General features: G+C 64.0%; 7 protein-coding genes. 5 read left to right on the top strand and 2 right to left on the bottom strand.

The genetic code is table 11. The features are described from left to right. Positions 1-2 precede the first annotated feature (2 nt). The gene (locus ACMO9O_RS06400; RefSeq protein ID WP_418982943.1) at positions 3-3,032 is read right to left on the bottom strand and encodes a chondroitinase family polysaccharide lyase; all 3,030 of its coding nucleotides are present in this window, start codon (positions 3,030-3,032) and stop codon (positions 3-5) included. 115 nt (positions 3,033-3,147) lie between these two features. Continuing rightward, entirely contained in the window at positions 3,148-4,365 is a 1,218-nt protein-coding gene (locus ACMO9O_RS06395; RefSeq protein WP_418982942.1) for a glucuronyl hydrolase, read from the bottom strand. 188 nt (positions 4,366-4,553) lie between these two features. Between ACMO9O_RS06395 and ACMO9O_RS06390 the strand changes: the two genes are divergently transcribed. From ACMO9O_RS06390 to ACMO9O_RS06370, 5 genes are all read left to right on the top strand, one after another. Further along, positions 4,554-7,493, top strand: a complete 2,940-nt coding sequence (locus ACMO9O_RS06390) for a chondroitinase family polysaccharide lyase (protein ID WP_418982940.1) — start codon at positions 4,554-4,556, stop codon at positions 7,491-7,493. Between the two features lie 24 nt (positions 7,494-7,517). Next, on the top strand, positions 7,518-10,658 hold the full coding sequence (locus ACMO9O_RS06385; RefSeq protein ID WP_418982938.1) for a SusC/RagA family TonB-linked outer membrane protein: 3,141 nt from the start codon (positions 7,518-7,520) through the stop codon (positions 10,656-10,658). A gap of 15 nt (positions 10,659-10,673) precedes the next feature. Then, positions 10,674-12,374, top strand: coding sequence for a RagB/SusD family nutrient uptake outer membrane protein (locus ACMO9O_RS06380; RefSeq protein ID WP_418982937.1), 1,701 nt, complete (start codon positions 10,674-10,676; stop codon positions 12,372-12,374). A gap of 2 nt (positions 12,375-12,376) precedes the next feature. Then, positions 12,377-13,474, top strand: a complete 1,098-nt coding sequence (locus ACMO9O_RS06375; protein WP_418982936.1) for a DUF5017 domain-containing protein — start codon at positions 12,377-12,379, stop codon at positions 13,472-13,474. Positions 13,475-13,799: 325 nt separating this feature from the next. Beyond that, positions 13,800-15,821, top strand: a complete 2,022-nt coding sequence (locus ACMO9O_RS06370) for a hypothetical protein (RefSeq protein WP_418982935.1) — start codon at positions 13,800-13,802, stop codon at positions 15,819-15,821. The last annotated feature ends 62 nt before the right edge of the window (positions 15,822-15,883 follow it).

The raw sequence follows: 15,883 nt of genomic DNA, 5'->3' as shown, positions 1-15,883 counted from the left end.
TTTTATTCAATCTTTTTAAGCAGTTCCACCTCGCGGGTCGCCCCCTCGCGGCAGGTAAACGTCAGCACGGTATGCACCCCGTCCGTCTCGGCACGGCATACGGACGACGGCTCTTTCAACGCCCAGCGCCCCCGGATCGTGATCCGCAAAGAGGAGGCTATGGACGGATGGTCGATCCACTCCCGGGCATAGATGCTCCGTTCGATGCGTTTGCCCGCGGCGTCGAAGCGCTCGTCGCTCGGCCCCTCGTAGAATCGGAGGTCGGGATCGCAGACGCTCACCGTCAGCGCATCCTCTCCGCCGCCGATCATCACCAGCGCCGGCAGCGACGCCTCGACGAGCCGTCCCCGGTCGACCGCACCCGCCTCGAAGAGGGCATAGCCCTCGGTTCCCGACGCCTTGTCGCGGACGATATGTGCCGCCGAGTCGCAGCGCAGCACTTCGTAGGGCAGCTCGCGGCGATACGCGGCCAGCTCGTCCTCCGAGGCGTGGACCACGAGCAGGTATTCGTAACTCCCGTCGCGGATCACCCCGCCGTGGTCGATATACGCCTTCGTGAAGTCGTTCTCGGTCGGCGCGTCGGTCTGCTCGTCGAGCGAGTGCTGTCGCTCGCGGGTGACCGTCACCTCGCCGCGGGGGACGAAGTAGGCGTTGTGCAGGTTGTCCAGCAGGACGCCCCCGGAGGGCAGCACCGTGCGGTAGGGGAACGCCGAAACAGTCTCCCCGTTCACGCGGATCGGATCGCTCCGATGGGGCAGGTAGTTCTGGAAGAGGGTCGTATGCACCCGGCCCTCGGCGGCGTTGCTGATGTTCGACCCCAGCGCCACGACGCGGTTGTCGAAGAAGAACCAGCTTTTGCGGGCCCGCAGCGAGCCGTTGTACTTATCGTGCTCGTGGAGCTTCATGGCGAAAAGCCCGTTCTCGCCCCGGTGGCTCACGCCGCCCGCGAACGCCTCGTCCGAGAGCAGCATCTCCTCGTACCCCGACACGGTGTCGACGTTGCGGATGTCGGCTTTCATGCGCTCCATCGCAATCTCCAGCGCCGTCGTGCCGGGAATATGCCGCCAGTCCCACCCCTCCTGCCGGAAACCGCTTCCGAAGCTGCCGATCGGATCGCCGTCGCCTAAGAGCTGCAGGCTGCCGTGGGTGAGGTAGCGGCCGTAGTGGTTCGCACCCCGGTAAATCTCCGCCGACCAGAGGTAGCGGCTGTGCCCGGCCACGGTCAGCAGCCAGTCGCCGCGGCGGTGCGCGGCGGAGGCGTTGTAGCCATAGACGCGGTGTCCCTCCGGCGACGGCTCGGCCGCGATGCCCGCTGCGGCGAACTGCCGCGTATAACCGTCCTCCCCCTCGGCCAGCCGCAGGTAGGCGGCAGCCAGTTCGGGGTCGATCGGCAGCTTTGCGTCGGGCGTTCCCGCCTCCGCCAGCCGGGCGTACTGCCCCGGAATCAGCGCGCCCTTCCCGTCGGGATGGCGGCCCGAAAGGGCCAGCGGGAAGGAGCGCAGGTTGCAGTAGAAGCGCATCTCCAGCAGCGCCCGTTTGAGGTTCTCGTGGCCCGCGCGGCTGATGGCGAAACCCGTCCGGTTCAACAGCCATACGGCGTTGACAGCTCCGTCGAAACCGCCCACGGCGTAGGCCGGGTAGTGGTGGCGGTGGTGGAAGACCGTACCGTCGCTCTTCAGGCAGGGAGCCGTGCCCTCGACCGTCTTGTAGCCGTTGTCGGCCCAGCGCGAGAAGCACGCCATGTAGCTCGCCTTGGCCGGCGTGTCGGGCAGCAGCAGGATGCTGGCCAGACGGCCGATGAGCGACGTGTTGAACGCGTCGATGTCGATGCCTGCAACCGCGGGCGGCACTTTCACCTCGCCCACCCCCGAGAACCACTCCATCGCCTGCTGCACGGCGTGGAGCAGCCCCGCTTCGCGCAGCACGCCGCGCATCAGTACCGGGGCGGTGTAGAAGTTGCGCATGCTGTACCCCAAATGGTGCAGGGTTCCCTGCGCGCTGCCCGCCGCGAAGCCCTGGTCCAACAGGTGGCGCGTCAGCAGAACGTAAATCCGGGCCAGTTCATTGCGCTCGGTCCCGTCGCGGGAGGCATAATGGGCCACGGCGATCTGATAGAGCAGGTCGTTGCAGCGGCGCAGCAGCTGCCCGTTCTGCCGGTAGAGGGCGGCGACTTTCGGATGGCCCAGGTTGATGTAGGTCTCGGCGTAGCGCACGAACCAGATCGGTTTGCCGCGCAGCGTGCCGTCGGGGTTCTCCGTGATGCCGTACTCGGCGAAGCGTTTGCGCAGCTGCTTGAGCGGCATCGGCTGCCGCCCTTCGGTCAGCAGGCGGCACAACCGGGCCGTTATCGTATCCATGTCGCACCGTTCGGCGTCGGTCAGCGCTTCGGTTCGTTCGGGTAGCGGCAGTTGCCACGAGCGCAGCAGCACGAGCCAGTGGCTCCGGGTCGCAGGGTTGATGAACGGGGCCTGGAAATCGGCCGTATGGTGGCGGACGTCCTGGAACGAGCTAAGAATCAGGTGGTCGAAATAGAGTTCCCCGCATTCGGGACCGTCGACCGTGACGACCAGCTCGTCCATCCCCTCCTCGGGGCGGCCCTGCATGTCGCGGTCGAAAGCCACCCACGCGCCCCGCCAGCCGGTGAAGCCCAGCCGGTAGTCGAACCACGAACAGGTGCGGCCCTGTTTGCGAAATTCGAAGCGCAGCGTGCCTTCGATCGCCGCGGGCGAGTAGACCCAGAAGGCGAACGTGGAAACGGAGGTCTCTTTGGGATTGGGGTTTCGGGGGAGGTAGCCGACGGGAGCCTGCAGGCGCAGGCGTGCCCCGTTGGCCGTCCACGTCCAGCGGACGGCATGCCCGCCGTGCTTGTAATGCGCGTCGGAAAGGGTCAGCTTCGAACCTTTCGCAGCGACGAAAGGCAGCGGCGAACTCTCGAACGAGTATATTCGGTCGTCCTCGACCTCCTGTATGCTCTGGGCCTGCGAAAAGGAGGCCCAAAGCAAAGCGAGGAGGAGTAAGAGCGGTTTGTACATGGCGTGTCAGGTTGGTTCAAGACAAAAATAACGAATCCCTCCTTTACGCACCGGGCCGTATCGTCCGCCCGTTGTGTAAAATCGTTCATATTTTTCCCCGGAACGCCCCGACCCGTCAGAAGAGCGGCTCGCCGGCCTCGACGCGGCCCTTGCGGATCAGCGCCTCGAGGAAGTAGTAGTCGGCGTAGTTGAGCGGCACGTCGATGTTGCTGCCGTGGGGAATGCTGCCCACCGAGTGCATCAGCAGGAAGCCCCCGTTCTCGCCCACCGCAGCCCGATAGGCGGGCGAGGAGAGCGATTCGATCATCCGGTCGGCCTTCTGCTTGTAGAGTTCGTTGCCCGTATAGGTGTACATCTCGTAGAACGCCGAAGCGACGACGGCGGCCGTCGAAGCGTCGCGCGGTGCGTCGGGGATGTCGGGAGCATCGAAATCCCAGTAGGGAACCAGGTCCTCGGGCATGTTCTTATCGTTCAAAACGAAGTCGGCCACCCGCTCGGCATGGTCGAGGTACTTGCGGTCGCCCGTGAAGCGGTAGCAGGTCGTGAATCCATAGATGGCCCACGCCTGTCCGCGCGCCCAGGCCGAATCGTCGGCGTAGCCCTGCGCCGTGCAGCGGCCGCGCACGTCGCCCGTCGTGAGGTCGTAGTCGACCACGTGATAGCAGCTGTAATCGTCGCGGAAATGCTCCTTCATCGTGCGGTCGGCATGGCTGACGGCGATCTTGTGGAAGGTGCTGTCACCGCTAATCTGCGTGGCGCGGAAGAGCATTTCGAGGTTCATCATGTTGTCGATGATCACCGGGCACTGCCAGCCGCGCTCCCCCTGCCAGCCGCGGTCGGCGTCCCACGACTGGATGACGCCCGGCACTTCGCGGAAGCGGGTCGAAAGCGAACGGGCCGTCTGCACGATCACGTCCTCGTAACCCGGGATTTGCTTCAGGCGCAGTCCGTTGCCGTAGCTGTCGTAGATCATGAAGCCCACGTCGTGATGCCACTTGAGGTACTGGATCGAATCGAGGATTTCGGTGTGCTTCTGCGCGCGTGCGGCCCACGCCTCGTCGCCCGTAAGCTCGTACATGTACCAGAGCGTCCCGGCGAAGAAGCCGCTCACCCAGTCGTCGGTGGGCACATAGTCGATCCTCCCGTTCTTATAGGTCGAAGGAATGCGGATCACGCCGCCCGTCTCGCTCGAATCGGCCAGCATGCCGATCTGCCGCTCGGCGACGGCCACGTTCTGGTCGATGATGGCCGCCCGCTTGGGGGCGGTCTGCGAGCAGGCGGCAAACCCGGCCAGCGCCACTGCGGCGGCAGTGCATTTCAAAGCTGCATTCATAAAATTAAAATTATTAATCATAAAATATTCGGAATCGGATTCGGTCCAATAAGACAAAGATAAAGTTTTTTTCGGAAATCAAACGGATAGGAATCAACTTTTCTGATGGAAAATAAAATTTTTATTATTTTTATCAGATTTTTTGTATTTTGCCGTTCTCTAAGCGACCTTCCGATGGACCGAATCCGATGATAAAAACGATAACGACCGGTATTACACTCTTTTGGGGGCTATTCGCCGCCCTTTTCTGCGCGGCGGCGGCAGCGGCTCCCCCTGCCGACTTCTCTTTCGAAGCCGGCGTGCCCCCTGCGTTCGCATGCGCCGCGGGGAGCCGTGCCGAGACGACCACGGCCCGCTTCAAGGACGGCGAACGGTCGCTCAAATGGTCGTGGGAGAGCCCCTCGCAACTCGTCCTTACGGACCCCGACCGTCTGACACGCTCGGCGCAGACCCCCGGTGCTGGGCTGACGCTCTGGATCTATAACCCCGCAGCCGCGGATGCCGACCTGCATTTCGCTTTCGAGACGGCGGCGGGGACCATCCCCTACTATTTCGACTTCCACCTCGACTTCACCGGCTGGCGCGCCTGCTGGATCAAGTACATCGACATGCAGGGCGACCACGCCTCCCGGGAACTCGCGCGGCTGGTCGTCTCGACCCCGGCGGGCGTTCCGCGCGGGGAGCTGTACTTCGACCGGATGACTTTCGCCGTGCGCAAACTCAACGACCGGATTACCCCCGACCGGCAGATGCCCGACAACAACCGCCACCTCAGCCGTCCGCCCTGGCACTGGACGCGGCTCTGGGAGTGGGAGCAGTACACCTACGAAACGCCCCTTGAGGAGCCTGCCCCCGAAGAGCGGGCCGAAGTGCGGCTCGTGGAAGCACGCCTCGACCAGGCGGTGCGCGAGGAGCTGCCCGCCGAACGGGCCATCCGCCGCACGCTGCTGCCGCGCGCGCTGAAAACCTTCGAAAACGCCCGCATCCGCCGCACGGCGGAGGGGATCGCGGGCGCTCCGCTGGTGAGCAACGACGAATACCGGCCGGGCGACCTGCGCAACAGCGACCTCGAACAGATGCTCTATGCCTTTGCGCTCGGCAACGCGGCGCTGGGCGACACAACCTGCGAGGAGCGGTTCTTCCTCGTCTTCGACCACGCCGTCGACCAGGGGTTCGCCTACGGCAGCGGTCAGGGGACCAACCACCACTACGGATACAGCGTGCGGCGCATCTACGACGCGGCATGGCTCATGCGCGAGCGGATCGCCGCGCGGGGACGGACGGAGGAATACGCCCGGGTGCTCGCCTACTGGAGCGGGCTTCAGGAGACGCGCCGCCCCTACGTGCGCGGCCGCGACGAACTGCTCGACACCTGGCACACGCTGCTGCGGCCGCGGACGGTCAGCGCCCTGCTGCTCCCGTCCGACGCCGAGCGCTGCCGCGCCCTGCGGGGGCTGTCGGTATGGCTTTCGGGCAGTCTGGCGTACACCCCCGGCACGATCGGAGGCATCAAGCCCGACGGCACGGCGTTCCACCACGGGGGCTTCTACCCCGCCTACTCCATCGGGGCGTTCGCCGCGCTGGGCGACTACTGCCGCCTGACGGCCGGGACCCGGTACGTCCCCGCCGAAAGCGCCCGCCGCTGCCTCAAGCACGCCCTGCGGACGCTGGCGGTCTGCACCAACCGGCGCGACTGGGGGCTGGGGCTGTCGGGACGCCATCCGTTTGCGGAGAACGCCCGCATCCCCGACCCCGACGTCAATGCGATGGGCTATCTGGCGGCGCTGGGCGACCTGACCGGTTCGGGCCGGAGCTCGGACCCCGAGCTGGCGGGCGACTACCTGCGGCTCGGCGGCACGGACCCACGGCTTGACGCGCGCTTCGCCGCGGAGGGGATCGCCCCGGCGGCGGCCCCCGAAGGCTTTTTTGTGCTCAACTACGGGGCCGCGGGCATCCACCGCCGCGACGGCTGGATGGTGACGCTCAAAGCCTACAACAGCGACGTTTGGGGTTCGGAGATCTACGCCCGCGACAACCGCTACGGGCGCTACCAGAGCTACGGCACGGTGCAGATCATCGGTTCGGGAGAACCCGTAACCGCCTATGAAAGCGGCTTTTCGCAGGCGGGCTGGGACTGGAACCGTCCGCCCGGCGCAACGACAATCCACCTGCCGTGGGAGCTGCTCGAAAGTCCGCGCCCGGGAACGCTCATGGAGCGCAACCCCGTGCGTTTCGCGGGCACGTCGTCGCTCGAAGGGCGCAATGGGGCAATGGCGTTCCGCTTCGTCGAACGCGACTATCCCCGCTTCACGCCGGGGGCTACGGCGCGCAAGTCGGTCTTCTGTTTCGACAACCGGCTGGTACTGCTCGGCAGCGGCATCGAAAACGACAACCCGCACTACCCCACCCAAACCACCCTCTTCCAGCTGCGGCTCGACGCGCGGGACGAGGCGATCGGGGTGAACGGCGACCCGTGCGGGGCGTTTCCGCTCGACAGCACGGTAAGCGGTCTGCGCGTCATACTCGCGGATACGAAAGGGAACTTTTACGTGGTAAAAGGCGCTCCGGTGCGTATCCTGCGGCAGCCCCAGCAGTCTCCCGACGACAAGGGGCGCGCGCTGCACAGCGGCGATTTCGTGACGGCCCTCCTCGACCACGGCTGCGCGCCCCGGCAGGCGGGTTACGAATATGCGATCTACATCCGGCCGTCCGCCTCGGAAGCGGAACGCCTCACGCAGGCGGACGACTACGAAGTGCTGCGGCGCGACAACGCCGTGCATGCGGTCCGCGACCGGCGGACGGGCACGACGGGTTACGTCTGCTTCGAAGCGTTCTCCGGGCAGGGCTTCGTGCGGAGCATCGCGCCCGAAACGATTCTCATGGAACGTCCCGAGGACGACCGCCGGCGGGTGGTGAGCGTCTGCACGCCCGATCTGGGACTTACCGAAAAGAGCTACACCACCGCGCAATCCGCACAGCCGCTCCAGCGGGAAATCGTGCTCGACGGCGACTGGGAGATTGCGCACGAACATCCTGACATACAATTACTACCGACCGACGGCGGCACACGCCTGGTCGTCACCTGCCGCGACGGGCAACCCGTCGAATTTCGGCTCCGCAAGAGATAAACCTCATTTTCCATATTCAGTACCATGAAAAAAGCACTTCAGCTTATCGCTCCAGCGCTGTGGCTCCTTTTGACCCTTCCCACAGGGGCCTACGCACAACATACCGTCGTCGGACGCGTGGTCGACCAAGCGGGACAGCCGCTCGTCGGCGTGACCGTCCTGGTCAAGGGGACCCAGACGGGAACCGCGACCGGGTCCGACGGCAACTACTCGATCGCCGCCGACGGGGAGCAGACCCTCGTCTTCTCCTACCTGGGTTACACCTCCGTCGAGGAGGTGGTCGGCACGCGCACCGTCGTCAACGTCCGCCTCAGCGAGGAGGCCGCGTCGATCGGTGCGGTGGAGGTCGTCAGCGTCGGTTACGGCACGTCGACGCGACGCGACCTGACCGGTTCAGTGGCCAAGGCCGACATGGAGGACATCCTCAAGCAGAACGTCACCTCCTTCGATCAGGCGCTCGCCGGGCGCATTGCGGGCGTGGTGGCCACCACCGGAGACGGGGCGCTCGGAACCGAGGCCAACATCGTCATCCGCGGCAACAACTCCCTCACGCAAAGCAGCGCTCCGCTCTACATCATCGACGGCTTCCCCTCCGAGAGTTCGTTCGCCGGGGCCATCAACCCCAACGACATCGCCTCGATCGACGTGCTGAAGGACGCCTCGGCCACGGCCATCTACGGAGCGCGCGGAGCCAACGGCGTGATCATCATCACCACCAAGCGCGGTCAGGAGGGACGTCCCACGGTGAACTTCAACGCTTCGTTCACGCTCAACAAGATCGCCCGCAAGGCCGACCTGATGAAGCCCTACGACTTCGTGAAGCTCCAGTCGGAACTCTTCACCGAGAGCGAGATGCGCAACTCCTACTTCCGCGACGGCAAGACGCTCGAGGACTACCGCGGCGAGGCGGGCTACGACTGGCAGGATAAGGTCTACCGCCCGGCCTTCACGCAGAACTACAACATTTCGCTCTCGGGCGGCAACAAGTCCACGCGCTACAACGTCGGTTTCTCGGCGCTCGATCAGGACGGCATCATCCTGCGCTCGAACTTCCAGCGCTACCAGGGCAAGGTCAACCTGACACAGGAGATCGGCAGCAAGCTGCGGCTGAACCTCAATGCCAACTACGCGCGGGCCATCACCAATGGCGTCACCCCCACCACTCCGACGAGCACCTCGTCGCAGTCGGGCTGGCTGATCTACTCGGTGTGGGGCTACCGCCCGGTGAACCCCGGCACGGGCAATCTGGAAGACGATCTGACCGACTTGGACGCGGCCAATACGAACGACTACCGCTTCAATCCGGTGAAGACCGTGAAGAACGAACACCGCAAGACCGTGGTCGACTACCTGAACGCCAATGCGGCGCTGACCTACAAGATCGTCCCCGAACTGGAGCTGAAGGTCTCGGGCGGCTACACGCTCAACAAGCGCCGCCGCGAGGAGTTCAACGGCAGCGAGACCTACACCGGATACGCCGGGTCGCCGAGCGGCAAGGGGGTGAACGGCGGTATCTACTGGACCGACCAGCAGACGTGGCTCAACGAGAACACGCTGACCTGGAAGCGGCGCGTGGCCCGCGACCACAACCTCGAACTCTTGGGCGGCGTGACCCTTCAGGGGCAGAAGAGCACCTACGACGGGGTGGCGGCGACGCACATCACCTCCGAGGAGCTGGGGCTGGCGGGTCTCTACACCGGGAAACAGCAGACCGTGAAACCCGTCTATCAGGACTGGACGCTGCTCTCGATGCTCCTGAGGGCCAACTACAACTTCCGCTACAAATACTACCTGACGCTCTCCATGCGCGCCGACGGCTCGTCGAAGTTCGCCGCGGGCAACCGCTGGGGCTACTTCCCGTCGGTGGGCCTTTCGTGGAACTTCAACCGCGAAAAACTCTTCAAGGAGAGTTTCTGGCTCTCGAACGGCAAGCTGCGCGCCTCGTGGGGGCTGACGGGCAACAACCGCACGCAGACCCCCTACGACTACTACCAGCAGATCACCGTCTCGCCGGGCGCGGGCGGTTCGTTCGACTACATTTTCAACGGCGAGCGCAACCCGGGCTACTACATCTCCAACATGGCCAACGACGACCTGCGCTGGGAGACCACCGAGCAGTGGAACGTCGGCGTGGACCTGGGGCTGTTCAAGGACCGCGTGAAGCTCACGGCGGACTGGTATCTCAAGAACACGCGCGACCTGCTGCTCTACGCCCAGCTGCCCTCCTCGTCGGGCTACGCGGAGGCGATGATGAACGTGGGCCGCATCCGCAACCGGGGCTTCGAATTTTCGCTCGAGACGGTGAACCTCCGCACGCGCGACTTCGAGTGGAAGACCACCTTCAACATCGCCTTCAACCGCAACCGCATCCTGGCCCTCAACAACGGCCAGCGCTCGCTGCTCTCGTCGGTGGCGTGGGAGACGACCTTCAACGCCCAAAGCCCCTACATCTCGACCGTCGGACGGCCCACGGGCATGCTCTACGGCTACCTCTACGAGGGGACCTACAAGGAGCACGAGTTCGACCCCGCGACGGGCGAGCTGCTGCGCGGCATCCCGCACCTGACGACCTACAACCGTTCGGCGATCCGGCCCGGTGACCCCAAGTACCGCGACATGAACGGCGACGGGGTGATCGACGAGAGCGACCGCACGATCATCGGCAGCGGCCAGCCGCTCCACACGGGCGGCTTCGGCAACAACTTCACGTGGAAGGACTTCGACCTGAACGTCTTCTTCACGTGGAGCTACGGCAACGACCTTTTGAACGCCAACCGGCTGGTCTTCGAGAACGGCCGCGTGAAGCAGACCAACCAGCTCGCCTCCTACGCCGGACGGTGGAGCCCCGAAAACCCGCAGAGCGACATTCCGCGCGCCAACGCCAACGGCATGCAGGTCTACTCGTCGCGCGTGGTGGAGGACGGATCGTTCCTGCGGCTGAAGAACGTTTCGCTGGGCTACACCCTGCCCCGGCGCCTGATGCGCAAGACGGGCATCTCCGCGCTGCGCATCTTCGTCTCGGCAGACAACCTCCACACCTTCACCGGATACAGCGGCCCCGACCCCGAGGTGTCGACCCGCAACTCGGTGCTCACGCCCGGTTTCGACTGGTCGGCCTATCCGCGTTCGTTCGGCCTGACGGGCGGCGTAAACCTCACCTTTTAACACCCGATGACAACGATGAACAACAAGATAATCCTTACGGGCCTCGTCGCCGCCATGACGGCCGCTTCGTGCAGCCTGCTCGACCGCGAGCCGCACGTACTGACGCCCGAGACGTTCTACCGCAGCGAGAAAGAGGTCCTCTACGGCCTGACGGGCGTCTACGGCGCGCTGAACAACGAGGAGGTCTACGGCAACTACTACTCGCTGATGATCTCCAACGCCGACGACCTTTGTTACTACAACCGGCCCGTCAACGGCTCCTATGTCTATTGGTACAACCACTCGGCCGACGAGCCGAACGTCTATCAGGCGTGGTCGATGCTCTACGCCGGGATCAAGAACGCCAACGAGTTCATGCACTTCGTCGACGGCTCGGAGTTCGACCCGCAGAAGACGTATTACAACGAGGCGCGGTTCCTGAGAGCCTACTACCACTTCCTGCTGGCGCAGGCGTGGGGCGACGTGCCGCTGCGCACCGAACGCACCCTTTCGCCCGACGACACGCAGAAAGCCGCGACGCCGCAGGCGCAGGTGCTCGTCTGGTGCATCGAAGAGATGGAAGCGGTCGCCGCCGCATTCCCCGACTCTATGGACAACGCCCCCTCGCGCCTCACGCGCACGACGATGGAGGGCATTCTGGCCCGCGTCTGCCTCTTTACGGCCGGGGAGTCGGTCGCCGGGGTCGACAGCCGCCACTACTACGGGCGTGCGGCCTACTGGGCGAAGGAGGTGATCGCCGACGGCCGCCACCGGTTGAACCCCGACTACGCCGACGTCTTCATCAACATGATCGCCGACCGCTACGACCGCACGTGGTACGAGTCGATGTGGGAGGCCGACTTCCTGGGCGACCGCTCCGACGCGTCGTCGTGGTCGAACGGCCGCATCGGCGACCTGATCGGGTTGCAGAACGCCGGTATGGACGCCAACTACGCCGAGTGGAACGCCAACTTCTCCTACGGCATGTACAACGGCAGCCTCAAGTTGTGGGACCTCTACTACCTCGCCGACCGCACGCCCGGCGAGGAGCGGACGCTCACCGATGCGCGCCTTGCGTGGAACCTGCCGCCCTACAACTGGGCGGGGCGCAAGAAGAGCGGCTCGGCAACCGCCTACGACTACCGTCCGGGGTACGACAAGACCCCCTATTTCTACAACAACAAGCCCTCGTTCGCGGCCGACCCCGACACGGATACGGGCGAAGCCGTCTGCCGCCGCAATGCGGGCAAGTGGCGGCGCGAAACCGCCTACGAGGGGCACAAGAACGCCAAGATGCTCTACACGGGGATCAACTTCCCGATCCTGCGTTACGCCGACGTGCTGCTGATGTACGCCGAGGCGGTGAACGAGTATGCCGGAGCGCCGGACGAGCTGGCCCGCGAGTGTGTGCGGCAGGTCCGCAGCCGCGCCGGAATCGCCACCGACGAGCGCCAGACAGCCAGCTACGACGCTTTCCGCACACTGGTGCGCAACGAGCGGGCGCGCGAGCTGGCGTTCGAGGGGCTGCGCAAGTGGGACCTGATCCGCTGGGGCGAGTTCGTCGCGGCGATGAACGGCTACGGCGATCAGGCGGCCGACGAGCGCTGGATCCGCGACGACACCTCGCAGCTGGCCGAGGAGATCGGCGCCAACGTGCGGCCAAAACACGTCTACCTGCCCATCCCTTCGAAAGAGCTGAGCGTAAACAAACTGTTGAAACAAAATCCCCTTTGGTAACCATGAAAATTCCGCAAATAATCCGCTGCGCCGCCCTTGCCGCACCGCTGCTCGCCCTTGCCGCCTGCGAGCGGGAGGACATCTATGCCCCTGTCGAGTTCCGCGTGACCCCCGACCCGGCCAACACCTACCGCGTCGGGGAACCCGTCGTCTTCCGCCTGGAGGGCAACGCCGACTTTCTGACCGTCTGGAACGGGGACACAGGGCACGAATACCGCTACCGGGACCGCGAACTGGCTCCCAAGGAGCTGTTCCGAAAGGCGGAGCTGGAGCTTAAAATCTACCAGCAGTACGGCGATCCCGGGCTGGAAATCTACCTGACCGACCGCTTTCCCGGTCTGAAGGGGCGCTACTACGACCGCACCGACCCCGATGCGGAGATCAACCGCTACGCCGAGGAGGACCGCGAACTGCTCCGGCAGGCCGTCGAATCCGACTTCGCGGGCTGGGAGCGCTTCCCGTTCACCGACAATACGGCGGCCCGCTTCGAAAGCTGGACGGCAGACATCTCGAACTACGTCGAAAACTTCACCTTCGCCCTGCGGATCAAGGGTCCTGCGGAGGGGCGCACGCTGCGCACCTACTTCGTCAATCCGCGCATCACCGCCGAGTTCGACCGCTACGGAACCTATGTGCGCACGTTCTCCCAACTTAAGTTCGTCCCCTTCCGCACCGAAGGGCTCTGGACGGAGCAGACCCCCTACGTTGCCTCGGTAGACGCCGATTTCTCGTCGTTTCTGAAGGTCAACCAGAACGGGATCGTCAAGTTCCGCGGCCAGAAGAACCCGATGGCCGGAGCCGACATCGCCTTTCAGGGGTTCAAGGAAGGGACCGCGGTCCACGCGACGGGGCTGCCCGGGGTGAACTACCGTCCCGTGGAGCAGTGGATCGTCCTGCAGCCGATCCCGCTCAACCGGATCGACCCCGACAGGGGCGAGAACATCAAGGGATTCGCCGACGACGTGACCTCCTACGAGCACGTCTACAATGAGCCGGGAACCTACACCGTCACCTTCATCGCCTCCACGGGCAACTATGAGGGCGAAAGCCGCATCATCCGGGAGCTGACCGTGACGATCGTCGAAAGGATCGGTTCATAGGTATCCGATCGGGCCGTTTCGTTCTGCGAACGGCCCGATTCATTTTATCGGGCCTGTTTTTTGTTTTCTTCGCAGGAAATACCTATCTTTGACAATACACACAACCAAAACCTACCGCTCCATGAACCGATTACAACCAATGCAAGGGGGGGGGAGAATCGTCCGCTCGCCCCGTACGTCACACCTGACATAACCCAGATCGGCATCTGCGTCGAGCAGGGTTTCGCCGGCTCCGTTTTCGATGAGGACCCCACCGTCGGCGGGGAAAATCCGATCGACCCTTACGGTCCCAACGCAGTCAATTCCTATTAATCCCTCTCAGACGATGAAAACACGCCTTTTTCTCTTCGCTCTGATGCTGGGAGCATGGAGCCTTAGCGGCTGCTCGAAAGACGACACAGCCGAATCCGCCCGTCCCGAAAACGGGACCATCACGCTGACCTTCCCGGTGGAAGACCCCGCCGCGCCCCAAAGCCGCACGGCGGTCAAAGACGACGGCACGATCGGCTTCACCGCCTCGGAAAACATGACCGCCCATGTCTGGGCCGTCGTGAACGGGGCCAAAGTGAAATCGGCCATCGGCAAGATCGCCACTCGCAAGGCCGGCACGCCCTCCACGGTCACCGTCACGCACAACGCCGTAACGGACGCGACCGAATACGGCTACGTCTTTGTCTCGCCCAACACCAACGCGGCCAAGATCGACGAGACGGCTTTCAACACGCTCACCATCCACCTCCGCGAAAGCCAGACCCCGACCGCCGCATCGTTCGATGCGAAGCAGGACGTACTGATCAGCAAACCCGTCACGGTCGCCGTGACCGATCCGGCGGGAACGACCAACCAGGCGCAGCTGGAGGCCGTCCAATTCAAGCGGCTCTTCACCTTCTTCCGCCTCACGATCGACCGCAGCATCGTCCCGGAGATTCCCGCCGGAGAGCAGATCCGCTCGGTCAGCATCGAGGCGCTCGATCCGACAACCGTGCTCTCGGGCGACGCCACGGTTCCCGTGACGGACGATCCCGCGCAGCTCGTTGCGACCTTTACCGCCACCAGCAACCGCGTGACGGCCGACTACGGTGCAGCGGGAGCCGACTTCACCGGCGACAAGTTCGATGCGTGGCTGGTGGTGAACCCCGCGACTTTCACCGGCATGCGAATCAGGATACGCACGACGACCAAGGTCATCACGCAGACGCTCGACACCTTCACCTGCGATCTGCAGGCGAATACCATCAACACGATGACTTTCCGCTATGTCAACACACCGGCCATCGTCAGCAAGATCGCCAACTACACGGATTACTACGCTGACGGTGTCACGATCGACGGGGCAACCTACGACAGCACGACGGCCGGCGCCATGGAGGTAGCTGCAGGCGGGACGATCTCGTTCGCGGCCAACAACATCTTCTTCGTCACCTCGGCCCTGACGCCGGCCTCCTCGCAGAGCATCACCAAAGACATCGCCATCATCGGACGTTACAGCGACGAACGGGCCAAATTGCCGTTCCAGGCTTACTGGGCCCTGCGCAACGCGGGCGGCAAGGTGATCTTCAAGAATGTCGACATCGACTTCGCGGCCTTCAGCGAAGCCTACAGCGACACCTTCTACTGCTTCAACGTAACCACGGGCACGCAGGCCGGCGGTGTGGGTAAGCTCCTCTTCGAGGATTGCAACCTGTCGGTTCCGTCGAAGAGAACGCTGCTGACGCTCAACGGGATGACGTCCCCGCGATGCCCGGAACGGATCGTATTCAAGAACTGCAAAATCCGGCTGGGCACTCCGACCGCCACCTACTACTTCATCAATCTGGACAATGCGGTGAAGGACAACACCGACCTGATCAACCTGAAGGAGATTCGTTTCGAGAACAACGTCATCTACTGTCCGAGCGACGAGTTCAACTCCTCGCTGGTTAGCACCGTAAGCAATATCGAATACACCCGGGCGGGCGCGCCCAACCTCGACCTTACCTTCACGAACAATACGCTGGTCAACGTCGGGTACTACATGGGGTTATTCAAGTTCGGAAACGCACTCAAATCGGTCGCTTTCGAAAAGAACATCCTCACGCACAGCGGCAAAGACACCGCGCTGCTGGGCGTAAGCGTCGATTATGCGACGGTCTCGGGGACGACAGCTCCGCTCCAGACGGCCGACAACCTCACGTTCGGCAGGAAGTGGCGGCTGAACAGCACCGCCAATACCGCCATCACGATGCCCGCAGGAAACGAATGTACCAACGCGGCCGACGATCCGCTGCCGGTCCGCGACCTGGCGGCAGGCACGTTCACCCGCAGCGAGCAGGCCGTCGCCGGCAACTACGGCTCCACACTCGAATAGCCGCTGCCGTTTGCCTGAAAAAGAACCTGTCCATTAGGACGGGTTCTTTTTTGCTGATTGCT

Source organism: Alistipes sp. (assembly GCF_048465635.1).
GTDB lineage: Bacteria > Bacteroidota > Bacteroidia > Bacteroidales > Rikenellaceae > Alistipes.
Note: the sequence above shows the minus strand (reverse complement) of the source record. Positions and strands in the feature narration are given on the sequence as shown.

Coding starts and splice junctions, on each gene's coding strand:
- ACMO9O_RS06400 (WP_418982943.1), bottom strand. CDS start 3,032: ATGTACAAACCGCTCTTACTCCTCCTCGCTTTGCTTTGGGCCTCCTTT.
- ACMO9O_RS06385 (WP_418982938.1), top strand. CDS start 7,518: ATGAAAAAAGCACTTCAGCTTATCGCTCCAGCGCTGTGGCTCCTTTTG.
- ACMO9O_RS06370 (WP_418982935.1), top strand. CDS start 13,800: ATGAAAACACGCCTTTTTCTCTTCGCTCTGATGCTGGGAGCATGGAGC.
- ACMO9O_RS06380 (WP_418982937.1), top strand. CDS start 10,674: ATGAACAACAAGATAATCCTTACGGGCCTCGTCGCCGCCATGACGGCC.
- ACMO9O_RS06390 (WP_418982940.1), top strand. CDS start 4,554: ATGATAAAAACGATAACGACCGGTATTACACTCTTTTGGGGGCTATTC.
- ACMO9O_RS06375 (WP_418982936.1), top strand. CDS start 12,377: ATGAAAATTCCGCAAATAATCCGCTGCGCCGCCCTTGCCGCACCGCTG.
- ACMO9O_RS06395 (WP_418982942.1), bottom strand. CDS start 4,365: ATGAATGCAGCTTTGAAATGCACTGCCGCCGCAGTGGCGCTGGCCGGG.